Annotated in this window: 15 protein-coding genes; 4 read left to right on the top strand and 11 right to left on the bottom strand. The window is 59.4% G+C overall.

The genetic code is table 11. The annotated features are described in order from the left end of the window. Window positions 1-23 precede the first annotated feature (23 nt). Entirely contained in the window at window positions 24-1,256 is a 1,233-nt protein-coding gene (locus tag FF098_RS07890; RefSeq protein ID WP_166426393.1) for a cation:proton antiporter domain-containing protein, read from the bottom strand. Window positions 1,257-1,532: 276 nt separating this feature from the next. Here FF098_RS07890 and thiO point away from each other — a divergent pair, with 276 nt between their 5' ends. Next, entirely contained in the window at window positions 1,533-2,648 is a 1,116-nt protein-coding gene (gene thiO, locus FF098_RS07885; protein ID WP_155139068.1) for a glycine oxidase ThiO, read from the top strand. On the opposite strand, the gene FF098_RS07880 is transcribed toward thiO, so the two are convergent. The 4 genes from FF098_RS07880 to aroQ all read right to left on the bottom strand — a co-directional run bounded on the left by FF098_RS07880 (window position 2,645) and on the right by aroQ (window position 7,678). Continuing rightward, window positions 2,645-5,164, bottom strand: a complete 2,520-nt coding sequence (locus FF098_RS07880; RefSeq protein WP_166426392.1) for an EAL domain-containing protein — start codon at window positions 5,162-5,164, stop codon at window positions 2,645-2,647. The genes thiO and FF098_RS07880 overlap by 4 nt on opposite strands. Before the next feature lie 147 nt (window positions 5,165-5,311). Further along, window positions 5,312-6,664 carry an acetyl-CoA carboxylase biotin carboxylase subunit gene (gene accC / locus FF098_RS07875; RefSeq protein WP_155139064.1) on the bottom strand — a complete coding sequence of 451 codons (1,353 nt, stop codon included), beginning with the start codon at window positions 6,662-6,664 and terminating at the stop codon, window positions 5,312-5,314. Window positions 6,665-6,728: 64 nt separating this feature from the next. Next, window positions 6,729-7,190, bottom strand: a complete 462-nt coding sequence (gene accB / locus FF098_RS07870; RefSeq protein ID WP_155139063.1) for an acetyl-CoA carboxylase biotin carboxyl carrier protein — start codon at window positions 7,188-7,190, stop codon at window positions 6,729-6,731. Between the two features lie 41 nt (window positions 7,191-7,231). Then, complete coding sequence (gene aroQ / locus FF098_RS07865) at window positions 7,232-7,678, bottom strand: type II 3-dehydroquinate dehydratase (RefSeq protein ID WP_155139061.1); 447 nt, start codon at window positions 7,676-7,678, stop codon at window positions 7,232-7,234. Window positions 7,679-7,756: 78 nt separating this feature from the next. Here aroQ and thiS point away from each other — a divergent pair, with 78 nt between their 5' ends. Next, window positions 7,757-7,957, top strand: a complete 201-nt coding sequence (gene thiS, locus FF098_RS17545) for a sulfur carrier protein ThiS (protein WP_205967417.1) — start codon at window positions 7,757-7,759, stop codon at window positions 7,955-7,957. A 9-nt stretch (window positions 7,958-7,966) separates the two neighbouring features. Then, on the top strand, window positions 7,967-8,740 hold the full coding sequence (locus tag FF098_RS07860) for a thiazole synthase (RefSeq protein WP_205967416.1): 774 nt from the start codon (window positions 7,967-7,969) through the stop codon (window positions 8,738-8,740). 96 nt (window positions 8,741-8,836) lie between these two features. Here the strand turns inward: FF098_RS07860 and FF098_RS07855 are convergent, their stop codons facing one another. The 6 genes from FF098_RS07855 to FF098_RS07830 all read right to left on the bottom strand — a co-directional run bounded on the left by FF098_RS07855 (window position 8,837) and on the right by FF098_RS07830 (window position 23,104). Further along, complete coding sequence (locus FF098_RS07855; RefSeq protein WP_155139058.1) at window positions 8,837-10,828, bottom strand: alpha/beta hydrolase family protein; 1,992 nt, start codon at window positions 10,826-10,828, stop codon at window positions 8,837-8,839. Window positions 10,829-10,940: 112 nt separating this feature from the next. After that, window positions 10,941-14,180, bottom strand: a complete 3,240-nt coding sequence (locus FF098_RS07850; protein WP_166426391.1) for a TonB-dependent receptor domain-containing protein — start codon at window positions 14,178-14,180, stop codon at window positions 10,941-10,943. 408 nt (window positions 14,181-14,588) lie between these two features. After that, window positions 14,589-17,618, bottom strand: coding sequence for a TonB-dependent receptor domain-containing protein (locus tag FF098_RS07845; RefSeq protein WP_166426390.1), 3,030 nt, complete (start codon window positions 17,616-17,618; stop codon window positions 14,589-14,591). Window positions 17,619-17,885: 267 nt separating this feature from the next. After that, entirely contained in the window at window positions 17,886-18,671 is a 786-nt protein-coding gene (locus FF098_RS07840; RefSeq protein ID WP_166426389.1) for a DsbA family protein, read from the bottom strand. Window positions 18,672-18,799: 128 nt separating this feature from the next. Then, window positions 18,800-20,230, bottom strand: a complete 1,431-nt coding sequence (locus tag FF098_RS07835; protein ID WP_155139050.1) for a M48 family metalloprotease — start codon at window positions 20,228-20,230, stop codon at window positions 18,800-18,802. 156 nt (window positions 20,231-20,386) lie between these two features. Continuing rightward, the gene (locus tag FF098_RS07830; protein WP_155139048.1) at window positions 20,387-23,104 is read right to left on the bottom strand and encodes an Rne/Rng family ribonuclease; all 2,718 of its coding nucleotides are present in this window, start codon (window positions 23,102-23,104) and stop codon (window positions 20,387-20,389) included. Between the two features lie 529 nt (window positions 23,105-23,633). Here FF098_RS07830 and FF098_RS07825 point away from each other — a divergent pair. Continuing rightward, the gene (locus FF098_RS07825; protein ID WP_166426388.1) at window positions 23,634-25,145 is read left to right on the top strand and encodes an N-acetylmuramoyl-L-alanine amidase family protein; all 1,512 of its coding nucleotides are present in this window, start codon (window positions 23,634-23,636) and stop codon (window positions 25,143-25,145) included. The last annotated feature ends 105 nt before the right edge of the window (window positions 25,146-25,250 follow it).

The raw sequence follows: 25,250 nt of genomic DNA, 5'->3' as shown, positions 1-25,250 counted from the left end.
AAGCCCTGCAATCTTGAGACCAGTCAGGAGGTGTAGAAGCGGCGCTTGCGGGCGAGGGCGTGCTGGCGGATGAAATAGCTCGCAAGGGGTTTCGATGAAAGGCGCGTGCCGATAATGGCGATGAAGACGCAGGTCGTCCCAATGGTCAGTACCATCTCCTGATCCATCAGGGCGCTGATGCCCATCAGTTTGATGAGATAAAGAGCCGAGGCGGCACCGGGCGCGCCGCCGAACCAGGCAAGGAAAGCCTGCTGGTGGGAGTTCATGCCCAGCGACGACAGGGCGATGAGGCGCGGACCGATGCGCAATACGGTGATCGCGCCAATGGAGAACAGGATGATGAGAATATCCGCCTGCAACAGGCTGGGACCGAGGATGAAGCCGAAGACGGCATAGGCGACCGGCTTGATCGCATGGTCGAATTTCTGGCGCAGGTCGCGGCGGCGGGTGGCGGAAAGGCAGCCTTCCTCCGACCAGATCAGGCCGGCAGCCCCGGCAGCGATAATGGCTTCGCCCTGTAACAGAGGCGCAAGCAGGAAGGCAGCGATGCCGCTGCCAAAAGCGAAGGCGAGGCGGCGATAGTCGCCTTCGTCCTGTTTGCGCGGTCCGGCATAACGCTTGGAAAGACGACCGCCGATCAGGCCGATGGCACCGCCAATGCCGAAGCCGATGGTCGCCCGGAACACGCCGGTCTCGATCACGCCATTGGCGGCGGAGAAAGGCGCGTCTGAAAGAAGCTCGATAATGATGACGAGGGGCAGGCCAATGACGAGGGCGGCGGCGCTTTCCAGCTCTACGGTTGTCTTCACGTCGCCGGGGGCTGAGGACCCGGTGATGGCCCGGCGGTCGATGGCCGCGCCGTTCAGCATCAGCGCTCCGCCAATGAGCAGCGCCGACCAGATTGACAGGCTGGGCATGAAGATAAAGGCGGAGATGGCCGCAGCAATCAGGAAGAGGGGGCCGGCGATGGTCGCGAGCCGGAGCGCGGCAGGCGACTGGCGCATCAGTTTCGAGACGCGGAACTGCAGTCCGGCGATGAAGGCAAGCGCGGCGAGACCGCCAGCGGCGAGCCGGCTGAGGATGTCATGTTCCAGTTCAGGCAGGCGTAGCAGCTGGTAGAGGCAGCCAACCCCCACTGCCACGGACAGGATGACAGCTGGCCGGGTCGACAAGCGCTGCATCAGGCCTGAACGGGTAAGCCGGGTCAGCGCGACGGCAATAAGCACCATCGCGGCTATCGCCACAAAATACGCCATGGAATCTCGTTTTCCGCTGCAGGTTGAAAGGTGAAGTGATGCGGCCCTTATCGCAATGATTCTTTGTCCATTGCAGGGCGGAGCGCGGAGAGTTTTCCACAGCATTTTCCAACAGTTTTTCCACCGGTTTTCCACAAGGCGGATCATCCGACACTCCAGGCTGTGGTTATCCAGCTTGTATGTGGAAAAGAGGTGGAGAAAACCTGTGGAAAACCCTTCGTGGAGACAGGTTTGCACAGGTGACAGTAAGGCTGACCTCGTCTAGACAGGCGCGCTATGCAAGCGGACATCGTCATCATCGGCGGCGGGCTGATCGGCCTTGCAATCGCGCACCGGCTGGCGGGCGAGGGCGCTGATGTGTGCCTCATCGAGGCCGGGCAGCCGGGAGCGGGCACCACGAGTGCGGCTGCGGGTATGCTGTGCCCGGGTTTCGAACTTGCCCATGTCGATGAGGACAGGCAGGAGAGCTTTCACCGTTTCGCCATGGCCTCGCTCGCCAGCTGGCGGGAGCTGGCACAGGCGCTTGTCGAGACCAGCGGTATCGATATCGACCTGCGCATGACAGGTGCGCTCGGGCTGGCGGCCTCCGCCAGGGAGGCGGCGGGCTTGAAGTCGCTTGCAGAGAGACTTTCGGGCTTCGGGCGGCGACCGGTGATGTTGTCGCGCGGTGAACTCGACCAGCTGCAGCCTGGCCTGCATGCACGGTTTGGAACCGCTCTCTATCTGGCTGACGAGGGTCAGGTCGATCCGCGCCTCGCTGCGTCTGCGTTAGCGAAGACGTGCAAGGCGATGGGCGTGAAGCTGATAGAGGATGTCGCTGTCACCAGTCTCGAGAGAGAGGCAGACAGGATCTGCGCGGTGAAGACCAGCAACGGAGAGCGGATCGAGGCGGGGCAGGTGATCGCTGCTGCCGGGCTCGCTTCACGCGATTTCTGGCTTGAGAAGGGACCGGTGCCATTCTTCTCTATCAAAGGGCAGGCGCTGAGCCTCGATGCGGCGACCGCCAGCCTTTCCTGCGTGATCCGGACCAGCGGCACCTATCTGTGCCCGAAAGCCGGCGGGCGTCTCGTTGTCGGGGCAACAGAGGAGCGGCACATCGAAACGCTTACAACAGATGAAGACCGCATAGACAGTCTGAGTGAGGGGGCCGCATCCGTCGCGCCGGGGCTGAAGGGGTGTACCGTCACCGATGCCTGGGCCGGGTTGCGCCCGACGACACCCGATCGCCTGCCGGTAATTGGCCGGTCAAGTGGGGTAGAAAACCTGATCTATGCCAGCGGTCATCACCGCAATGGCATTCTGCTGGCTCCGGCGACGGCAAGGCTGGTGGCGGCGATTGTCGGCGGGGCAGGCAATCCGGGACTGACGGCGCCGGACAGGTTTGCAGGCTAAGCTTTTTCGGAGCCTGTCTTCGCAGCTGGTTCGGCTTCCGGCTCGTAATCGCCGTCATCATTGTCGGCATCATTGTCGGCGCGAAGCTCTTCCCATTTGCGTTTCCACGCCCGCGGCCAGAAATGAGTCGGCATGATGCGGTGGCGACGCATCAGCCAGCTCTTGCGCCTGGGACGGCTCAGGCCGCGCAGGCGACCGGCGATCTCACGCTCCGTGCTGTCGAGCTCGATCGGGCCTTCGGTATCGTCGGCATGAACCTTGGTCGGGTCGAGTTCGGCTGCGCCCTCGAAAGCCTCGTCGAGAACCTCGTCTTCCGACTTGAAGATTTCCTCATCAGCGGCAGCGTAAATCTCTTCGTTCTCGTCGACCTGCGGTGGCGGCACGACATCGCTCTCGGCGCTGACGACGACCGGCTCGACAGGCAGCTCTTCGGCGATCAGATCAGGCTTGGTGTCTGCCTGTGCTTTTGCGGCAGACCCTTCCGTAGCCTTATCCGGCTCGACAACCTGGTTGAAGATGTCTTCATCCAGATCGGCTTTAGCCGGTTCAGAAGCCTTGTTTGCACCTGTATCTTCAGGTGATGTCTCCGATATGCCTGTGAGACGAAGAGAACCGGTGATGCCACTGCGGAAATGCGGCAATTTCGGATACCATTCGCTCTCGCGGTCCGGCGCTGCGGCTGTAATATCCGTTGTTTTATCCTGCTCTTCAGGCGTTTCTTCAACCGGTTGGGCAGCAGACGCCGAGGTGCCGGGCTTGAACTCGCCGGGTGTCTGGGGGACGGCAGCAGATTTCGCCTCCTCGGCAGCCACTTCCACCTGATCCTCAACATCCGTTTCGACCTGCGCCTCGGCTTCAGAAGCAGTCTCTTGAGTGGCCTTAGAGCGGCGTGATCTGGAGCTTGTTTTCACGCTACCGGAAACGTCCTGACCATCGGAATGGTTGCTTGCCGGTGTGTCTGCGGTAGCTGCCTCTTCCGACGCCTTGCCAGATCCGGTGGGTCTATCGGCCTCGTCAGCGGTGGTGCGGGCAACGGATTTTTCGGTGCCACGGGTCTTCGGCGCGTCGAGCACCATGCCCGCCTGGGGATCGGGTTCTGCCTTTTTGAAAGCGTCCTGCGTATAAGGTTCGGGCAGGGTGATCGTCGGCATCACGACCTCATCGCCCTCTATCGTCTTGCTTGCGCTTTTCGATACGGAATTTCCGTTTTGAGCTGTCGCGTGCCTGATTTCGCTCTCATGGGGCAGCTCATAGGCCTGGGACAGGCGCGACTGGAGACGCCGGGCGTTTTCCTCTGCCTGCTTGCGGGCCGCGACCTCGCGCAAAGTGTTGTGCGTTTCGTTGAGATCGGCGGCGACCTGCTCAGGGGATGCAGTAAGGTCTGTAGTATCAGCCGTGGTCTCTTGAGTGTCCTCTTCTACCGCATCGCTCTCGGCAGCTTCGGCCTCGGCTGCCTTTTTCTCGGCGCGCTTGCGGGCGGCGACTTCCGCGGCTTTTTTCTTCAACAAGGCCAGCTTCTCAGGCGTCAGTTTCGCCTCGGCGATAGCCTTGCGGGTTCTTGCCGTTCTGGCTTTCTTTTCGGCAGCCTCTGATGTGTCAGTGCTGTCCTCGGCGGTATCGTCGTCGGACGTGCTGATAGCTTCCGCCGGTGCTGTGTCGACCGAAACGCCTCTCGTCATCTGCTCCAGCTGTTCCTCGCCCACTGGCTCTAGCGACAGCACGCTGCGGGCATGGCTGACAAGGCGTGGCTCGACGGAATCGAGCGCCCGGATGGTGGCGAGATAATTGCCCTGAGCGCCGGTAAAGCCGAGACCGGCAAGGGCCTTGAGCGACGGCTGGTCCTCGACCCCGACGGCAATGATGCCGGCATTATTGGCCTTGGCCAGATCAAGCAGCTCCGAAATGGCGGTCAGGCCGGGCCCGCCGCGCATGGTGCGGGCAAAACGCAGGATGGCTGACCCGCCGGTCTTCAGTTCATCGAACGGGAACGGGTCGATGGTGCGCAACAGGTCGTTGGCGCGTCCGCGGACCTCTATGGCAAGCCTTGCGCCGGTCTTGCGCAGGCGGGTGAAGTGCTTGGCGGCGTCCTTGACGGAAATGGTGGAGGGCAGTGCCGGGCATTCCAGCGTGATCAGGCGGGCCGGGAACTTGCGGTCTTTCAATGTGGCGGTGAACCATTTGGCGAAGTCCGGCTCGGTCACATCCGACTGGGCAAGATTGATCGAGAGGCCCGGACCGTCCGTGCCGCGCCAGGCGATGTAATCGTCGAGGGCGGTCGTGACCACGTGTCGGGTCAGTTCGCCCATCCGGCCCTGTGATTCGAAGAAGGAGATGAAGGCACCGGGCGGCAGTACGCCGAGGCCCGGATGGGTCCAGCGCACAAAGCTTTCAACGCGCATGAGGGAGCCATCAGCGAGATCGAAGATCGGCTGAAAAATGACCTGGAAGTGGTTGTTATCCAGGGCATTATCAATGTCGACATTGGTCAGCCTTACGGCCTGCGACCCCGTATCCATGCCTGCTCCCGCGCTTGCTCGAAAGGGCATCATGCCCGTTACGGGTTAACACATTGCTGAGGTGGTGCCTCAAACATGGTTAACAACCCACCCTGCCGTGAGTCGGGTGAAAAATGTGGATAAAACCGTTAGCTGTCAGTCGTCGGGTCAGTCCGACTTGTGCTTTTCCTCAAGCCAATGTTCCAGCCAGTGGATGTTGTAGTCACCCTTCTGGAAGGCAGGTTCGTCAAGCAGGTCGAGGAAAAGCGGGATAGTGGTATTGATGCCGGTAATCACCGTCTCAGACAGGGCCCGGCGCAGGCGCGCCAGAACCAGCTCGCGGCTGTCGCCAAAGACGACCAGCTTGCCGATCATGGAGTCGTAATAGGGCGGGATCGTATAGCCCGTATAGACAGCAGAATCGAAACGCACGCCGATGCCGCCAGGGGCATGGAAATCCGTGATCTTGCCGGGCGACGGCGTGAAGGTGCGCGGGTCCTCGGCATTGATGCGGCATTCAATGGCGTGGCCCTGGAACTTGATGTTTTCCTGCTTCATCGACAGCTTTTCACCGGCGGCGATGCGGATCTGCTCGCGGATCAGGTCGGTATTGGTGACCTGTTCCGTGATCGGATGCTCCACCTGGATCCGGGTGTTCATCTCGATGAAATAGAACTGGCCGTTCTCGTAGAGATATTCGATCGTGCCGACTCCGCGATAGCCGAGCTTCTCGATGGCGGCGCGGGTGATCTCGCCGATCTCGGCGCGCTGTTCCGGCGTCAGGGCCGGTGACAGGGCCTCTTCGAGGACCTTCTGGTTACGGCGCTGGAGCGAGCAGTCGCGCTCGCCGAACTGGACGACATTGCCGTGGGTGTCGGCTGCGATCTGGATCTCGATATGGCGCGGCAGCTCGAGATATTTTTCAAGATAGACAGCGTCGTCGCCAAAGGCGGCTTTTGCTTCCGACTGGGCGGTGAAAATGGCATTGGCGAGGTCGCCTTCCTCGCGGGCCAGCTTCATGCCGCGCCCGCCGCCGCCTGAGGCAGCCTTGATCAGGACCGGGAAGCCGATCTCCCGTGCGATCTTCATCGCGTGATCGGCATCGGTGATGCCGCCATCGGAGCCCGGCACCAGCGGGATGCCGGCCTTGCCCATCGTGTCTTTCGCGGCGATCTTGTCGCCCATGACACGGATATGGCTGGGCGAGGGACCAATAAAGGTGATGTCGTGGGCCTCGACGATCTCCGCGAAGCGTGCGTTCTCCGACAGGAAGCCATAGCCCGGGTGGATCGCATCCGCGCCTGTGATCTCTGCAGCCGCAATGATCGCGGCGACGTTCAGATAGCTGTCTTTCGCCGCTGGCGGGCCGATACAGACACTCTCGTCTGCGAGGGTTACATGCATGGCGTTGGCATCGGCAGTGGAATGGACTGCTACGGTTTGCAGGCCAAGCTCCTTGCACGCGCGATGGATACGCAGGGCGATTTCGCCACGGTTGGCGATGAGGACTTTTTCAAACATGCCGGGTCGGCACCTTTCCGTTGGCCGCGGCACACCGGGCGCGCGGGCCTGTTCGAGGGTAAGCCTATTCGATGATCATCAGCGGCTCGCCATATTCGACGGGCTCGGCATCCTGGGCGAGAATTTCCTTCACGGTACCTTCTTTCGGCGCCTTGATTTCATTCATCGTTTTCATGGCCTCGACGATCATCAGCGTCTGGCCCTGTTTGACCTTTGAGCCGACGGAAACGAACGGATCGGCATTCGGCGACGGCGACATATAGGCCGTGCCGACCATTGGCGATTTGACGGCGCCCGGATGGCTGGCGGCATTTGCAGGCGCCGGCGCAGCGGCCTCGGCCGGTGCGGCAGCAGGGGCTGCGGCAGGCGCCGGTGCCGCGGCAGCAGGCGCAGCGCTGACCATCATGCCGCCCTTGGCGACGCGCAGTTTCACGGAGTTTTTCTCGATTTCGATCTCGGTCAGCCCGGTCTCGGTCAGGACGTCGGCCAACGCGCGAATCCACTCCAGTTCCGTCTTCATAGTCATGTCATTCTTTGTGGGCATGAGCGGCTTTCTCTGGTTGATGTTCAGGCTTTTTCAATGAGCCGCGAAGCCGCGTCAAGGGCCAACAGATAGCCATCGGCACCGAAACCGCAAATGATCCCGTCGACAGCGGCGCTGACATAGGAATGGCGGCGGAACGGCTCACGGGCATGGATATTGGACAGGTGCAGTTCGATCGCCGGGATCTGCAGCGCCTTCAGCGCATCATGCAGGGCGACAGAAGTATGGGTATAACCGGCGGCGTTGATAATCAGCACCTCGGCGCTCTTGCCCGCCTCCTGCACCCAGTCGATGAGCATGCCTTCCGAATTGGTCTGGCGGAACAGGAGGGCGAGGCCCAGATCGTCCGCGACCTGCAGGCACATCTGTTCGATATCTGCCAGCGTATCAGCGCCGTAGATTTCAGGCTCTCTCGTGCCCAGAAGGTTAAGGTTCGGGCCGTTGAGGATATGGACTTCCGGTGTGCTCATCCTTATGTCTATACCATGTTTTCGATAACGCAGCATTGCGTGAATTTGTGCCGTAATTCAACAGGATAGGGTGCATTCATGAAAATAACTGTAAATGGAGAGGTGCGGGAGCTGCCCGCGCCGGCAACGGTCGATGGGCTTCTGGCCGATCTCGGCCTTGAGCCAAGGAAAATCGCGGTCGAGCGCAATCTTGAAATCGTGCCGAAATCGGCCTTTGGTTCGACCGAACTCAACGATGGAGACCGCCTCGAGATCGTTCAATTCGTAGGCGGCGGGTAATTTGATGATATGACAGACGACACATTTGAAATTGCCGGACGGAAATTCTCTTCCCGGCTGATTATCGGCACCGGCAAGTACAAGGATTACGCGGAAAACGCGGCAGCGGCTGAGGCGTCCGGCGCCGAGATCGTGACTGTTGCCGTGCGCCGCGTGAATCTGACCGACCGCGACAAGCCGATGCTGGTCGATTATGTCTCGCCGGAGAAATATACCTATCTGCCGAACACGGCCGGGTGCTTCACGGCGGAGGACGCAATCCGCACACTTCGGCTGGCGCGTGAGGCCGGCGGCTGGGATCTTGTGAAGCTGGAAGTGTTGTCCGACCAGAAGACGCTGTATCCGGATATGGCAGAGACGCTGAAGGCAGCCGAGCTGCTGATCAAGGACGGGTTCCAGGTGATGGTCTATTGCACCGACGATCCGGTCTATGCGCGCAAGCTGGAAGAGGTTGGGTGCTGCGCAATCATGCCGCTGGGCGCGCCGATCGGCTCGGGCCTCGGCATCCAAAACCCGGTCAATATCCGGTTGATCGTGGAACAGGCCAAGGTCCCGGTGCTGGTCGATGCGGGCGTCGGCACGGCATCGGATGCCGCGATTGCCATGGAGCTTGGCTGTGACGGCGTGTTGCTGAACACGGCGATTGCCGAGGCGAAGGATCCCATCAGGATGGCGCGCGCGATGAAGCATGCGGTCATCTCCGGGCGCGAGGCCTATCTGGCCGGGCGTATGGGCCGGAAGAAATATGCCGATCCGTCCTCGCCATTGGCAGGGCTGATCTAGCTGTTTGCCAGTGTTTTTCTGGATAAAGAGATTATCTTGATGCGAACAAAAAACCCGGCTCGATGAGCCGGGTTTTTATGTGTTGGTGTATGCGGATTATTCTTTCAGGCCGCAAGTGTTGTCTAGCCAGTCGATCATCGCCGGGAACATTTCCATCCAGTGTTCGTAATAGATGGTCCCGAAGAAATGGTTGGCACCGTCCAGCTTGATATATTTGTATTCCTTGCCTTCGCGCTGAAGGGCGGCGGCAAACTTGTCGGAGTGACTGATCGGCACGCGCTCATCTTCCGTACCGTGAATGACGAGGACCGGCACATCGACGCTGGAGACCAGATCGAGCGGGTTCAGGCCCTCTACCGTGTTGCGGTACTGGGTGAGGGGGTCATTCCGCGACCCGCCGGAATAGAGCCATGCGCGGAACTGTTCCATATCGCCTACGCCAGCACCAGGGATCGCACATTTGTACGGGTTCGGGTCACGGGCAGAGCCGATGAAGGACGAGTAGCCGCCATAAGACCAGCCCATGATCGCAAGGCGATCCGGGTCCGCGATGCCCTGATCGACCAGGTACTGGCCGGCATCGTCGATATCGTCCTGTTGCAGCATGCCCCACTCGCCGAAACCGTCCTGCAGGTGCTTCTTACCGAAGCCCGTGGAGATGCGGTATTGCGGCTGGATGACAGCATAGCCGTGATGGGCAAAGAGCTGCGACCACAGGTCGAAACCCCAGTAGTCACGAGCGGTCGGACCACCATGAGGCATCACGATTGACGGGAATGGGCCTTCGCCATCCGGTACGGTGACGAGGGCGGGAATTTCATAGCCATCGCGTGCCGTGTAGGTGACGAATTCCATGTCCGACAGGGCTTCCTCCGTCAGGGCCGGCATGGATTTGCCGATCAGCTGGAGACCGCCTTTTGCTTCGTCATATAGGTAATATGTGCTCGGCGTACGCGGACCGTTGGACCGGATAACCCGGACGGACAGGTCGTGGGAGGCCGAGATCATGTCGTTATTGGCGTTCGGCAGCAATTCATCGAGATTTTCGTTGAATGCCTTTTCTGCCGGATCGATCCAGTAAACCTCGCCGCCACGACCGTCATAGGCAAAGCCCGTGAGGTATTGGCGAAGCCGGTCTTCCGGATCACGGATCGTGACAATGCCTGCCGCATCATATTTGGGATGGCGGAATAACAGCTCGGTGTAATCCTGGCTGGCAAGGTCAAAAGCGAAAATGCCAGCTGTATCGGCATCGTGGTTGGAGACGACGAACAGCTCGTTCGGGTTGTCGGCGTTCAGGAAGCCTAGCGGGCTGAAGACCTGGCTGATGGCATCGCCACCGGAACCACTTCGGCCGATCTCGATCCACTCGGTTTCGCCTTTGATACGAGCGACAAAAACCTCTTCACCTGTGCTGCGGTCGGTATAGCTGGCAAAACGAATATCGCCTTCGGCATCGACGCCATAACCGCCATAGCGCGTGTTACCGGTCGTTTCCGACACGATCACACCGGAATCGATCCTGACCTTCGCGATTGCCCGCACGCCATTGGCGTTGGCAACATAACTGATCATGACATGGTCAGGGTCCGCAGGCAGGGTGGAGATAACTGAAGCGGCACCAGCGCGCTTTTCAAGTTCAGCAGCGGCGGCACCCTGGGTCCGGCGGTCGAACTGGAGTTTCGGGATATCGATAAAGCTGCCGCGCTCCCTGTGGATCGAAGCGATCTTGGAAATACGGTATGTGTCTTCGCCCTCACTGAATTGCTGGGTGAAAACGACGAGCAGAAAGTCGTCATTGATCCATCGCGCGCTGTTCACGCTCATGCCGCGGGCACCGTAGGTACGAATGCGGCCCTTGGACAGGTCTTGAGCGTCGTAGATTCCGAGGAACGGGTCTCCGTCGATGGAATTGCGCTGAACGACAGACAGCCAGCGCCCGTCAGGGGAAACCTCTACGTTCGTAATGGTGGGGTCCTGTGCAAAAGCCTCGTAAGGCAGCGTTTCCTGGGCATTTGCCGTCAGGGCAGTGCCGAAGAGGCTGGCAGCCGAGACCATGACAGCCGCGATTAAACGATTGAAGGTCATTTCATACTCCAGACAGTGGGGTCGGTTATCCCGACTAATTAATACGTTGAGAAATGAAAAGGGCCCGGAATTATCCGGGCCCCCTCAATTGTTAGTCTAGCTTCTCACGATCCTAGAAGTCTTTGACGATCGACAGGAAGAAGGAGCGACCGAAGACGTCGTAACCACGGCCGAGCGGCACGTTGGCCAGCGTCGACGGGATGGAAGCGGCGTCAACCAGCGGCGGCTCGGTGTCGAAGATGTTCCGGACACCACCGGTGATGCTCCAGGTATCGAGCGAATAGTTCAGTGCAAGGTCATGCAGGAAGTATTCGCCAGCTTCTTCCTTGTCGCGGAAGCCAACACCGGCAGTCACAGCCTGACAGGTGCTCGGATCGACACCGGTGATCCGGCCAGTCGTCGGATCGTTGGTGATCGTGCCGCAAGTACGGAAGTCATACTGAACATCCGAAGCCTCACGGAGCGGATCCAGCGTGCTGTCTTCGACTTCGCCGATGTAGTCCGTGGTCCAGATCAGGGCGAAATCGCCGTAATCCGCACGAGCACGGAAGTCACCACGCCATTTCGGCGTACCGAACTCACCAAGGTAGTCCTGGAAGACATCGAGGATGACTTCTTCACGTTCCAGGGTGTTGTTCAGGCGAGCACTGAGGCTCAGGTCCAGCGGCTTCTCGTTGAACACGAAGTCCATGTCGAAGTTGATCGAGTAGTCTACGCCGACAGCCGTTTCAGAACCGGAGTTCAGGAACGAAGCGTCGATGTCGGAGATGAAGTTCCGGCTCGGATCACCCGTGTTCAGGCGTTGGATACGCGAGCAGAAGGCACTCGACAGGTTTTCAAACTCGACGAGACAGTCGTTGAGGATGAAGCCAACCGACGGCGACACGATCGAGTTTTCGATTTCGTACGAGTAGTACGTAGCCGAACCACGAAGGTCGAAGCGGTCGAACCAGGGCTGCTCGATGGAAACACCAAGGGTGTAACCTTCGGACGTTTCTGCGTTCAGCGACTGACCGTTACCGCCCTGTGTGAACGGAATGGACGTCGCACCACCCTGGCCGAGAGTATCCGGGTCAGCGCCCTGAGCGATACAGTTCGGACGGATGATCGCCTGATCTTCCGGCGAATAGTTGTCGAAAGTCGATGCGATACACGGGTCACCGAAGGCACCGGCGAAAGCCGTCTGACCAGCCAGGAACTGCTGACGCAGGTTCGGGGCTTTATAGGTCGTGCCATAGGTACCGCGGAAACGCAGCCAGTCGTATGGCAGGTAGTTGACGTTCGCAGCGTAGGTCCACAGGGCGCCGAAGTTCTTCTCTTCAGTCCAGCGGGCCGACAGGTTGAGGGTGAGTTCTTCAGCAAGCGGACGGCCACGAAGCAGCGGCAGTTCGGTTTCCATGAAGAATTCCATCAGGTCGGTCGTACCGAATGTGTTGCCTTCACGAGCAACCGACGGAGCGGCACCCGAAGAAGTCAGGTAGTCGTTGTAGGACTCGATGCGGTCTTCGCGATATTCGATACCGAAGACGAACGGTACAACGCCGTCCGGCAGGCGGAATACATCACCGGAGAGGGCGATGTTGACCAGCTGCTGGTCGATGACCGTACGGTTGGTCGCGTTACCAGCGGCGTAGTCCAGGAAGTCCTGGGGCAGGGCGCCGTTAATGTAGATGGACGGATCCGTCAGGTCGAGCGGAACGCAATCCTCCGGCGAGATGAAGCCGAAGAGGTCGCCATCGATTGTCGGCGAACAGGAATACGAACCGTCGGAATTCTGGGTCAGGTTCCGCGTTGCTGCAACGATACGCTCTTCGTTGACGGCGATAGCGGACAGGTTACCGTTGGAACGGTCATAGGAAGCGTAAGCGTCCCATACCCAGTTGTCGACGTTAACACCGAAGTTGCCATCGGACACGAACTTGCCGGACGGGATCAGGAACTCAAGGTCACCTTTCAGGCCACCGACGAAGCGGGCCTGGGAAACCTCGACCTGGGCCGTGTTGCCGGTCGCGTCGATGAAGGACGTGAAGACCAGCTCGCGCAGGCTGTCCGGAACACCCGGAGTCGTACAGACCGGAGCCTGGGACAGGTCAGGATGGTTCGCGATGTTCGGGCTGAGACAGCTCACAGCCGGGAAGATCTGCTGGGCACCCTGATCGATTTCCGAGTTACGGCTGGAATACAGGAACTCGAAGTAGGAGGTGACGCTGTCGGTCAGCTCGTATTCACCGCCAGAGTAAGCGGAGAATGTTTCGACGCCCTGGATCAGGTCGAAGTCATCGGAGAAACGGTTCGCGTTGTATGCGTTCTCGTATACGAACGGCGAGCTGATACCGATGACCGGATCACCAGTCGGATCGGCGAGGTTGGTTACGCCGCCGAAGCTGCCCGGGCCGCCGAACTGGTTGTTGTTCGGGACGTAGAAGTAGCCATCGCCAGCAGCGAAGTCAAAGTAGTACAGACCGAAGCCGGTGCCGATACCATTGTTCTGGAAGTCGCCGTAAAGAGCGTTCAGAGGATCAAGAACCATGGAGCCAAAGGACTGCTGTTGGCAGTAGCTGTTGGTCTCGCCGGTTTCCGGGTTGATCTCGATGTCGCGTTCGCAAGGCGTGAAACCACGCTGGCCGCGCTTGACGACGTCGCGCTGATAGTACTCTGCACCAAACAGGATGTTGCCGCGGTCGCTGGTCGTGCCGGCCGTGAAGGTCAGCTGCAGCTCTTCACCACCGCCATGCTCCGGCTTGGACATGTTGGCGCGCATTTCGACGCCTTCGAAGTCCGTGCGGATGATGGCGTTGATAACGCCGGTAACAGCGTCGGAACCGTAAACCGAGGAAGCACCGTCAAGCAGTACGTCGTACTGGGAGATGATGCCGGACGGCAGCAGGTTCAGGTCGGGACGGGTCGGCGCACCACCGACACCGGCCGGAGCCAGGCGACGGCCGTTCAGCAGAACGACGTTGCGGTCGGCACCAAGGCCGCGCAGGTTGATGGTCGAGGAACCCGGACCGGAGTCGGTTACGAGACCGGTGAAGGTCGCGTCGAACTGAACGCCGGAAGCGATCGAGGAAGACTGCAGAACGTCGGCAGCCGTGAAGAGGCCTTCTTCGCGAGCTTCTTCAGCCTGCAGAACCCGCAGGGGTTTCGGGCTGTCATACTCGGAACGGCGAAGACGCGAACCGGTGACGACGATCAGATCGCCACTAGGAGTCGCCTGTTCTTCTTCAGTTTCTTCAATGGTCTCAACGTCATCGTCGTCCTGCGCGTAGGCAGACGGGATGGTGGAGAACGCAGCAGCGCTCACCAGCAGTGAGGACCCGAGAAGTAGTTTTTTAAGGTCTAAAGCACCCATATTTACCCTCTTACGGTTTGATTGAATCTTGGAAACCCATGGTCGTACCATTAACCGACCGTAATTGTGTCGGGATGCGTGTACAACAGTTTTGTGAAGTGTGATTGCGTAACACGAGGCAGGTGTTACTGAGAAAACACAAGACTATGCCGCGATGCAATAAAGCACCGCATTTCGCACCTGCAGCGCAATATTGTGCTAATTTCCATCAGCTTTGGAGAGCGTGTTATAAAGCTCTGTGGTTCACGAGCGACACTCGGCAGGGTGTTAAAGAGGGTGAAACGGGCAGATCAGAGATATTTCTGCTGAAAACATCATTCCCAACGATATTTTCATATGGTTTTTTCATCGAAAAAAAGGGAGGGCCTGACCCAGGCCCTCCCTCGTGGTGTCGTTCTGGCACAGATCCTAGTTCGTGTTGATCTGCACGCCGAGATAGTAGAACCGGCCGAGCGGATTGACCGGGTAGTTCAGGCTGCCGCGATCAGGCTCCTGGTCGAGCAGGTTGTTCACGCCGCCATAGACCGAGAACTGGTCGGACAGGTTGAACCGCGCCTGGACATCGTGCACCGAGCGGGCAGAGAAGTTGTAGTAGTCCGAATCGACGATATCGGGATTGTCCTCGATATTGCCCGGCTCGAAACGCTGGGTCTCGTCGAACCAGCTGTAGCCATAGTTCAGTTGCAGGACTTCGTCAGGGCTTGTCCAGAGCAGGTCGAAGGTTGCCTGATACTCCGGTACACCCGGATCGCCGACCAGCTGGTCGTTCGGGGCATCCTCAAGCTCGACGAATGTCAGGTCATTCAGCTTGTTGGCGATGAGCCCGAAATCGAACTGGCCGATATTGCGCTCGGTCAGGCCTTTTGCCTGCGGGTCGAGGCTGTAGCGCACCGACAGGTCATAGCCGCTTGTGGTGTAGGATGCGACGTTGACGGCGAACTGCTGGAAGCCGGAAAGGCGGCCATCGCCGGCGGTGTCGCGCGTGACGAGCGGGCAGAACTGGTTCGGTCGCGGCAGGTCATAGCACTTGTCGACAATGGTCTGAGCCTCGAAGAACTGGATCGCATCCTCAAGCTCGATGTCATAGTAATCGAGAGAGATGGTCAGGTTGTCGATGAAGCTCGGCTGCAGCACAAAGCCATAGGTGTCGGTCATCGCGGTCTCGACATCGAGATCCAGGTTGCCGCCAACACGGCCTTCGATCGCGGAGGATACGTTCGGGTTGAAGCCGGTATCCTGCGGATTGAAGCCGAGATCAGCCGTACAGTTCTGCAGGCGCAGTGCCTCGACTGCCGGATCTTCAGGTGCGTCCAGGTTGACGACCGTGCAGGGGTCATCGAGCAGTTCGAAAGTCTGCGACTGCGGCAGGAACAGCTCGTTGATGTTCGGCGCACGAACCGCCTGGGCCGTCGTGCCGCGGAAGCGGATGAAGTCATTCACCTGCCAGACACCGCCGACTTTCCATGTTTCTGACCGGCCAGTCGTGGAGTAGTCGGAACCGCGATAGGCGGCATCAAGGCGCAATTCCTGGATGAACGGAACATCGCGGATGATCGGTACATCGACCTCGGCAAAATACTCGAACACATCGAATTCGCCGACTGTGTCGGTCGCCTGGCCTGACCATGTGATGTCATAGCCAAGTGCTGCCGATTCCTCTTCGATCGGGGCGGCGTTGTTTTCCGCGCGCTCCTCACGATACTCGACACCGAAGACAACGCCGACAGGGCCGGCAGGCAGCTCGAACCAGCGCGAGGAATCACCTGTCACATAAGCGTTCCAGACTTCCTGCTTGATCGTTGCGTCGCTGACGGTGGTCGTGTTGATCCATGCGCGGGCTTCCGGCGAAATGTCGGCACCGAAAATATCTGCCGGCACACAGCCCGAATTCGCACCCGGCGTGAACGTCGTGCCCCAGAGGGAATCATCGTCGAGATTGCCGGACGGGATTGCCGTCGGGTCGAGGTCGGAGCGGCAGACGATTTCACCCGTAGACGGATCCCTTACGGCATCGATCGCCGCGGCGAAGCGGTCGGCCTGGCGGTCATTGTAATACTCGCTCGTTTCCTTGGTCTGGCCATAGGTGTACGACGCCTCATAGAACCAGTCTGACCAGAACTCACCCTCTACACCCAGAACGCCGCGCCATGTATCGCGCTCGATATCCCGGCCGGTATTGCCGAGGTCGAAATTGTCCCTTGCGACGTATACGGTGTCTGCCCCGAACGGACCGCCGGTTGGCAGGGCATCGGCAAGAATGGGATCTGGAATGAAAGGGTTGTCGAACGGCACTTCGAGGAAGTAGTCGAAGGTTGGCTGAGCGATGAACTGAGTGGAGGTTCTGACATATTTCAGGTCACCGAAGACGTTCAGCGTCGGGTTTACCTCGTAGTTGAAAGAGCCATAGGCCGTTGTCCGGTCAAGCTCAGGCAGCAGCTGGTCGACAAAGCCATCCAGCAGGGAGCCGTCGCCACCAACAGCCAGGAAGCCGCCGGCATAGACACCGTCCTGCCACGGATCACCATTGCCGGTGAAATCATTGCCAGCCAGCGCATCGCCGAAGTCGGGGTCTGTATAAACACCGCCGATGGGTGATGTGTCGATATAGGTGACGCCGGTTGCAAAAATGTTGTCGAGGATGTTCGGATCGTTCGCGCCACCGAAGGTGCTCGGCTCATCCGGATTGCTGATCAGGATTTCGCGACGGCCGAACTGGGCATAGCGTCGGTCGTTCTGGTTGACGGACTCCGTCAGGGACATTTCCAGCGCACCGGTAATGTTCAGGCGGCCATCCATGAAGTTCTTGCCACCCACCATGCTGATGAAGGAGTTCTCGCCACCGCCTTGTTGCGACGTACCGGTCTGGGCACGGGCGCTGAAACCTTCATAGTCGTCTTTCAGGATGAAGTTGACAACGCCAGTCACGCCATCTGCGCCGTATACGGCGGATGCACCACCGGTCAGCACTTCGATGCGCTCGATCAGGCCGACGGGAATGGTGTTGATGTCAACCGCTGCTGTACCGGGTTCGGAGGAAACATGACGACGGCCGTCAACCAGCACCAGGGTGCGCTCCGGGCCAAGATTGCGCAGGTCAAGAAGGTTCAGACCGACGCCAGCCTGGTCTGCGGTCGACGCATAGTCCTCGCTGTCGATCGAGTTGACCAGGGCCGGAACTTCCTGGACGAAATCAGTCATGTTCGTGGCGCCGGAACGTTCGATCGTGCCTTCGTCGATTGATGTGACCGGATTGGAGAATTCATAGTCCGGGCGGCGGATGCGCGAACCGGTGATAACGATGACATCGCTTTGCGCGCCATCGGCCTGTTCGCCGTTATCGTCATTATCCTGTGCCGTGGCCGGCGTGATCATCATCGCTGAAAGTCCAGCAAGGACGCTGGTTGCCAAAAGCGATTTCTTGGTAAAGGAAAAGTTCATACAAACCCTCATGTTGAAGAATAGAATAAAAGACGGTCCCCGCATGATCGTTGGCATGCGGAATATCCGTTGGCGTCCGGCCTGACGACCGGTGTTGCCCCCTAAGGTTCCATGACAGTTAAGTCATCATGACAGTTCCATGAAGTCCGCAGAAGAACGATAAGCGGTATGGAGAAAGCGACGAACGCACAAATGCTGTGACGAACCGTCCTTATACGTCAATTCAGTCGATGAAATTGAAAGATAATGCCAGTCAGCTAACAGGCTTCAGATGCCTGCCTTGCGGGCTTCCTCGATACTTTCTGAAAGCGTCTCAGGCTGCCATCCGCCGATCATGCGCGAATAGCTTCCGTCTGCAGAAGCAACGACGAAAGCCGGAGTGCCGGTCACGCCGATATCGATCGCGATATTCCGGGTTCGGCCGAGAACATCTGTGTATTCAGCTTCGTCTATCCTGTCTTCCATCGCCTCGACGTCGATGCCGTTATCGGCTGCGATCTTTGCGATACGCTCCCTGGTCAGGATGCCGGAGGCGTTCATCATGGCGAAGTGCAAGTCGCGATATTTGCCCTGGTCACGGGCAGCGAGGGCGGCCATTGCGGCATAGTCGGATTCCTCGCGCAGGATCGGCAGTTCGCGGAAGACAACGCGAACGTCATCCTCCTCGGCCAGCAGGTCATAGACATAGTCCGTGGCCTGTTTGCAGAAGCCGCAATGATAGTCGAAGAGCTCTACGACATAGACTTTTGCGTCCTCGACGGAGGCGCCATCGGCATAGGCATCCTCGCTGCTGATAAGCGTTGCGAGGTGGACGTCGAGACCGGCCATCGCTTCGGCCTCGGCGCGCAGGGCCTCAAGCTCGTTGTAGCGGTCGAGTGCATCGATCACCACCTGTGGGTTCTCGACAAGATACTCCCGGATGATCTGTTCGATCGCCTCGCGGTCCTTGCCCGCAATGTCCTGTTGCGCCGTGCCGGAGGACATGAGCGAATAGCCAAGGGCACCAGCGGCAACAATGGCGGCAGCGGTAAGAAGGGCGGTCTTGTAGGTCATCGAAACTCTCTGGAATTCGGGATCAGGCAGGCAGTGTGTACCGGCTTGCCGGATAAAGGAAAGCCTTCTTTGCGCCATTCACGGAGAAGTCAGGCGCATAGCGGCAGCGCGAAACGTCTTCTCGAAATCTAGCGGCGATAGGCGGGCAGGGAGGTGTCACCGGAAATGCTGAAACGGCCCGGGCGATTGCTGTCCGGATTGTTGCGCTGGTAGCGCAGGGCGTCGTCACGCGTTGCATTGACGATGTCGCTGGCCTGGCGCCATTCGACCGTCTGCTCGGGCAGCTTGTCGAGTGCGCGGGTGGCAAAGCGATGGGCCAGATGCGGGGCGCCGACATGGAAATAGGCCTCCGCCGTTGCCAGCGAGGCCATGGTGTCATCGCCTTGGTTGCTGTAGGCGCGGGCAAGCTCGGTCCAGCCGAAGTAATTGTCCTTCTCCATGTTGAGCGCCAGTTTGAGAATGTCGATGGCCTGCCCGTTGAGTTCGCGGTTTTCCGTCGCGACCAGGGCGCGGGCGAGGTTGATCTTCAGCAGGGCATATTGCGGCGCCAGTTCGGTCGACTTGCGGTGCGGCTCGATGGATTCGCTGATCCTGCCGTGCTCGAACAGCATCTGGCCTTTGAGCTCGAAGAAGAACGGGTTCTCCGGCTCCTCTTCCAGCAGGCGGTCGATCTCGGTCAGCGCCTTGTCCAGCTGCGCATCGCGGTAATAGGCAACGGCACGGGCGTAGCGGGCCGGCCTGGACTGATCCGAAAGCGGGTATTTGCGCATCGTCGCCTGAGGATCGAGCATGAAGCCGTTGATCTTGGCCTGGATCATGCGCAGGCGCTGGATTTCTTCCTCGGTGTCCTCGACCTCGTAATAGGGCGACTCCTTCACCTTGCGCTCCAAGATGCTCATCCGGTCATTGGCCATCGGGTGGGTCGAATAGTACTGGGCGCGATCGTAATAGGACGAGATGAGCTGCTGGTTGCGCAGCTTGCGGAAGAAATCGATCAGGCCCTTGCCGGACGTGCCGGTGGCCTCGAGATAGGCAAGCCCGGCCTGGTCGGCGCTTGATTCCTGGCCGCGCGAATAGCGCAGGAAATTTGACGTGCCGACCTGCTGGCCGAGGCCGATCAGCCCCATGCCGGCATCGGGCGCGCCGGCGAGGATCGCGACGGTACCGAGCACCAGCGACATCATCATGGGTCGCGTTGCACTCTGGATCGCTTCCTGGGTGCGCTGGCTGTGCCCGCCGGCGATGTGGCCGGCCTCGTGGGCGATGACGCCTTCGATCTGGTTAGGTACGTCGGCCTCCGTGATCAGGCCGGTAAACACGAACATGTGGAGGTTGCCTGCAGCGGCGTTCAGGTCGGGGCTGCCGATGATGTGGATCTCGATCTGCTCCGCAGGCAGGCCCGCGGCCTCGAACAGGGGCAGGGAATAGTCGGACAGGAATTGCTCTATCTCGGCATCGCGAAGGGCCGACTGCGCATGGGCCGATGCCATCAGCATCAATTGCGCCATCCCCGCTGCGGCGGTGATCTTCAAAAGTTTCGCGAGTCTGGAAGCTATCATGCGGTGGTCTTGCCCTTGCTGCTTCAGGCCAGTCTAGGCCCGATTGTGTCGAAAATCGAACATTTGCCTAAAGTCGTCAGGTTAAACTGCTGCAATGAAAAAGGCCTTCCCGGTGGGGGAAGGCCTTTCGCATGAATTCGTCCGGTCAAGGAAATATCAGTCCTTGCCAAGCGCGCGCTGCCACCAACCGGTCCGTTTTGGACGGTCGTCGTCGTCGTCATTACCGGCTGTCGGGCTGGCAGTGCTCTTTTCTTCGCTCTTTTCTTCCGGCTCAGAACCCGCTGGAGAGACATCGTCCTCGGTTGAGGCTGCCGCGGCCTGTTCAGGCTCGGCATCCGGATTTGTTACCGGGGCCTTGTCTTCCGGTTCTGCTGTCGGCTCCGGCTTTTGCTCTTCCGCTACAGCCGCCTTTTCAACGCTCTCTTCATGACCGCTGGCATCACCATTGGCATCATTGGCCGGCTTGCTGGCAGGGTCATCATCGGAGGATGCTTCAGCTGGTTCCGTCACGGCTGCCTTTTCGGCCGTGTCTTCCGATGCGGCATCTTTCTGGCCGTCATTGTCAGTCTTGTCATCAGACCCAGCCTCGGTGTCGCTGTTCCGTTTGCGGTTGCGGCGACCGCCACGACGACCCCTGCGACGACGACGGCGACCGCCACCATCCTCATTATCATCGTCCGATGAGCCATTGTTTTTGCTGGATTTTTCTTCTTCTTCCTCATCGCTGTCAGAGTCGGAAGATGGCTTGTCGCCACGAGCCTCGGCATTGTCGCCGGAGGATTTTCCGCGTCCGCGACGGCGACGGCGACGGCGCGGTTTTTCATCGCCACTGTCTTCGTCACTATCATCGGAGGAGGTGTCGTCTTCCTCCTCGTCCACGGCATCTGCCTCAGGCTCGTCCATCTCTGCAAGGTCCGCAGTGACCACAGCGGCGCGAGCCGGCATCTCGCGGGCAGGGCCGCGCTTCTCGATCTCGTAGGTATCGCCCGCCTTGTCCGGATCGGCATTGATCTCGATCGTAAGGGCATAGGTTTCCTCGATCCGGTTCAGCCATTCGCGCTTGTTGTTGAGGATATAGAGGGCGACTTCGGTCGAGGTCGATGCGGCGATGACACCGGCACGACCGGCAAGGGCCTCTTCCTCGATCGAGCGCAGGATGCGCAGGGCCGCCATTTCATGGGAGCGGATCGCCCCGGCGCCATGACAGGTCGGGCACTGGCGTGTCGTACCGTCAACAATGCCGGAGCGGCGGCGCTGGCGCGACATTTCCAGAAGGCCGAAGGTCGATATACGACCGAGCTGGATCCGGGCCCTGTCGGTTTTCATCGCGTCTTTCAGCTTTTTCTCGACCGTACGGTTGTTGCGGTTCTCCTCCATGTCGATGAAGTCGACCACGACGAGACCGGCAAGGTCGCGCAGGCGGCACTGGCGGGCAACCTCGACAGCAGCCTCGCAGTTCGTCTTCAGCGCCGTCGCCTCGATATTGCGCTCCTTCGTGGCCTTGCCCGAGTTGACGTCGATGGAGATCAGCGCCTCGGTCTGCTGGATGACGAGATAGCCGCCCGATTTCAGCTTCACGACCGGCTGGTACATTTCATCGAGCTGCTGCTCGGTCTTTGTCGCCAGGAACATGGGCACCTGGTCGCGATAGGGCTGCACGTTCTTGGCGTGGGACGGCATGAGCATCTTCATGAAGTCCTTGGCCTCGCGATAGCCCGCTTCGCCCTGGACCAGGATCGAAGAGATGTCCTTGTCATAGAGATCGCGAATCGCGCGCTTGATCAGGCTCGCTTCCTCATAGATGAGGCACGGCGCGATGGAGCGCAGTGTCAGGTCGCGGATGTTCTCCCACAGCCTGAGAAGGTAGTCGTAATCGCGCTTGATCTCGGATTTCGTGCGCTTCGACCCGGCGGTGCGGATGATCAGCCCGAGGCCAGGCGGGATCTCCAGCTCGCTCATGGTCTTGCGCAGGCGCTTGCGGTCGGCGCCATTGGTGATCTTGCGGGAGATGCCGCCACCGCGGGAGGTGTTCGGCATCAGCACGCAATAGCGGCCAGCGAGCGACAGATAGGTGGTCAGCGCCGCACCCTTGTTGCCGCGCTCTTCCTTGACGACCTGAACGAGCAGGATCTGGCGACGCTTGATGACTTCCTGGATGCGATAGTTGCGCAAGAGCCTGACGCGCTCACGGCGGGCTTCGCGATAGCGCTCCTCGAGGCTTTTCTCCGGCTTCGCCTTAGATTTTCCTTTGACGGAATCACTGTCGTCGTTTTCATCATCGACAGCTTCGCTGGCTTCCTCGCTGGTCGCATCGGCGATCAGGGCGGCGCGGTCCTTGTAGCTGTCATCGTCGTTATAGCCGTCTTCGTCGTCGTCACCGAGGCTCTCGACTTCTTCGTTCGAGGTGTCGACTAGTTCGATATCGGCATCCGAATCATCATCGTCATCGTCAGATGCGTCCTCGGCATCGCCTGACTTGTCGGCCTTGCCGGAAGATGTGTCGCCAGAATCCTCGTCGTCGAAGCTATCGTCATCGAGATCGAGGTCTTCCTGTTCCTCGGCGACCATCTGTGCGGCGAGTTCGGCCTCCAGTTCCTCAGCCTTGCGCAGGATGTCGCGGTCGGAAACCGGGATCTGGTAGTAGTCAGAATGGATTTCGGAGAAGGCGAGGAAGCCGTGCCGGTTGCCGCCATATTCGACAAAGGCGGCCTGGAGCGACGGTTCGACCCGGGTAACCCGGGCGAGATAGATGTTTCCTCTTAGCGGCTTTCTTGATTCAGATTCAAAATCAAAGTCTTCGACTTTTCCGTTGGAGATGACCGCCACACGGGTCTCTTCCCGGTGGCTCGCATCGATAAGCATTTTCTTGGGCATGTAATTGAGCTCCGCAGCGCGCGGCCGGCTCCGGCTCGCGGCTGGTCGTGTTATGGCCATGGCTCCGGAACACAGGGCGCAAAAGCGCATGCGCAGCAGCGCTCCGCATCAGCGGGGCCTCGGTCTGCAGCATGTCTGTGGCGGGAGAAATCATGGCGGGTCTAAAGCTATTCCCTGTGGGAGCCTGACCGAGATGGACCGGCCCCGGTTGGATTCTGTGTGTCCTGTTCGCGCGCTTAAGAGCGCCGCGCGGCCGTCGGAACCTGCGACCGTTCATCCCGTGCAGGGAGCAACTCATCGTTTGCGCCCAGCTTGGAAACTCATCTCGACAAATTGCCCTACATCGCCCTAAAGCACAATAGAACAATTTTATCCTGTCCTGACATTATCATCGACCCGTTTGCAAGGTGTTAAGGCGGTGTTAACGAAGTTTCCACTATCGTTAATTTTCGGGTCCTGTGAATGAGACTCAGGGCATTGTGCGCCTAGCAAATTCAGGATTCAGCTAGTAAACATGGTCCCGGCGTTAATGATGATTGCTTCTACCATACGGCTCCCGCAAGGGCTGGCCCGTGCCATCGTGTTACTGATGGCGGCGGTTGCCGGTGTCGTATCCTCGATGGTTTTCACCCTGGCACAGGCCGCAAACGGCCCGGAAGTGTTCGATGTGCGCTTCGGCCTCGGCGAAAACGGGCGCACCCGTATCGTACTCGATATCACGACAGATCCCCATTACCGTGCCTTCCTGCGCCGCACGCCTGAGGGCGGCAAGCAGCTGGCGCTGGAAATCGATCAGGCCGCGTTCGACATTGGCGGCTTCGAGGCTGGCGCGGGCGAGGGGATCGGCCATATCGGCACCTATGCCTATAGCGGCAGCGAAGACGGCCTCGCGACCCTGTCTTTCGATCTCACCCGCACATCTGTGCCCCATGCGGTTTTCCTGATCGATCCGAAGGGCGATACAGGCCACTACCGACTGGTCATCGACATGACGAATGCGTCTGAATCGGCTTTTTCCACCAAGCTGTCTATGGAATATGGACCCATGCGTGGCGGTGTGCGACTGGACCCTGTCATAGAAGGTGAGCCGGCTGTGATGGCGAAAGTCGATGAGGCTGTGAAGCTACCTGAAGAACAAGAAAAAATACAGCACAATCAGAGCGATGACGAGCAAATAGCAAAGGCCGCTCTGGCCAGTGCCCAGAGTTTTACCGCGCTCGACAATCTGCCCGTCCCACGTATCAAGCCGAGCGTGCTGGCACAAAAGCCGGCTCCCAACAGCGCCCAAAAAGAAACTCGAACCGCCAGCATGCGGAACGGCGGTAATGGCCGCAAGGTGATCATCGATGCCGGCCATGGTGGCAGGGACCCGGGTGCCATCGGCCAGAACGGCAATTACGAGAAGACCGTAACCCTTGCTGCGGCCCAGCAGCTCAAGAACATTCTTACCGCGCGCGGTTATCAGGTCGTCATGACCCGCGACACGGATGTGAAAATCGAACTGGAAGACCGTATGCCGCGCTTGTCCAAGGAAGCGGCAGACCTCTTCATCTCCATCCATGCCGATTCGATTGCCAATGCCGGTGTGCGCGGTGCCTCGGTCTATACCCTGTCCAAGAAGGGCGACCTTCGCCTCGCCAACCAGATCACTCAGGGCGTCAGAAATGGCGAATCGGTCGTCGCCAATGTCGACCTCTCGACCCTTGATTCCGATATCGGCCAGATCGTTGCCGATCTGTCCATGTCGCGTGTGCAGGAACAGTCGGCGATGCTTGCCAATCACCTGATCGAGCATCTGAACGGTCGGGTGCCGATGGTCAACAACACCCATCGCCAGGATAATCTGAAGGTTCTTCTGGCGCCTGACGTACCGGCTGTGCTGCTGGAGCTGGGCTTCATGAGCAATATCCATGATGAAGCCAACCTGATCAGGGAAGAGTGGCGCAAGGGCGCTATGACCTATGTCGCCGATGCGATAGACGACTACATGGCGACCTTGCCCCCTGTGCGTCATGCGTCTCTGGTCGATGGCGCTCGCTGAAGTCCTGTTTTTCTTACGCTTTCCTCATCCGGTGTGTTCAGCCTCGCTCATGCCGTTTTTTTCGGCTAGAGGAAGTGTTGGGGACTGGTATTCGCAGACGGCTGC

Origin of the sequence: Aquisalinus luteolus (assembly GCF_009712425.2) — a bacterium.
GTDB classification, from domain to species: Bacteria; Pseudomonadota; Alphaproteobacteria; order Caulobacterales; family Parvularculaceae; genus Aquisalinus; species Aquisalinus luteolus.
This window is presented reverse-complemented; position numbering and strand designations above follow the sequence as displayed.

Bases quoted from the DNA above. Each gene is read 5' to 3' on its own strand.
- FF098_RS07890 (WP_166426393.1), bottom strand. From the start codon at position 1,256: ATGGCGTATTTTGTGGCGATAGCCGCGATGGTGCTTATTGCCGTCGCG.
- thiO (WP_155139068.1), top strand. From the start codon at position 1,533: ATGCAAGCGGACATCGTCATCATCGGCGGCGGGCTGATCGGCCTTGCA.
- FF098_RS07880 (WP_166426392.1), bottom strand. From the start codon at position 5,164: ATGGATACGGGGTCGCAGGCCGTAAGGCTGACCAATGTCGACATTGAT.
- accC (WP_155139064.1), bottom strand. From the start codon at position 6,664: ATGTTTGAAAAAGTCCTCATCGCCAACCGTGGCGAAATCGCCCTGCGT.
- accB (WP_155139063.1), bottom strand. From the start codon at position 7,190: ATGACTATGAAGACGGAACTGGAGTGGATTCGCGCGTTGGCCGACGTC.
- aroQ (WP_155139061.1), bottom strand. From the start codon at position 7,678: ATGAGCACACCGGAAGTCCATATCCTCAACGGCCCGAACCTTAACCTT.
- thiS (WP_205967417.1), top strand. From the start codon at position 7,757: ATGAAAATAACTGTAAATGGAGAGGTGCGGGAGCTGCCCGCGCCGGCA.
- FF098_RS07860 (WP_205967416.1), top strand. From the start codon at position 7,967: ATGACAGACGACACATTTGAAATTGCCGGACGGAAATTCTCTTCCCGG.
- FF098_RS07855 (WP_155139058.1), bottom strand. From the start codon at position 10,828: ATGACCTTCAATCGTTTAATCGCGGCTGTCATGGTCTCGGCTGCCAGC.
- FF098_RS07850 (WP_166426391.1), bottom strand. From the start codon at position 14,180: ATGGGTGCTTTAGACCTTAAAAAACTACTTCTCGGGTCCTCACTGCTG.
- FF098_RS07845 (WP_166426390.1), bottom strand. From the start codon at position 17,618: ATGAACTTTTCCTTTACCAAGAAATCGCTTTTGGCAACCAGCGTCCTT.
- FF098_RS07840 (WP_166426389.1), bottom strand. From the start codon at position 18,671: ATGACCTACAAGACCGCCCTTCTTACCGCTGCCGCCATTGTTGCCGCT.
- FF098_RS07835 (WP_155139050.1), bottom strand. From the start codon at position 20,230: ATGATAGCTTCCAGACTCGCGAAACTTTTGAAGATCACCGCCGCAGCG.
- FF098_RS07830 (WP_155139048.1), bottom strand. From the start codon at position 23,104: ATGCCCAAGAAAATGCTTATCGATGCGAGCCACCGGGAAGAGACCCGT.
- FF098_RS07825 (WP_166426388.1), top strand. From the start codon at position 23,634: ATGATGATTGCTTCTACCATACGGCTCCCGCAAGGGCTGGCCCGTGCC.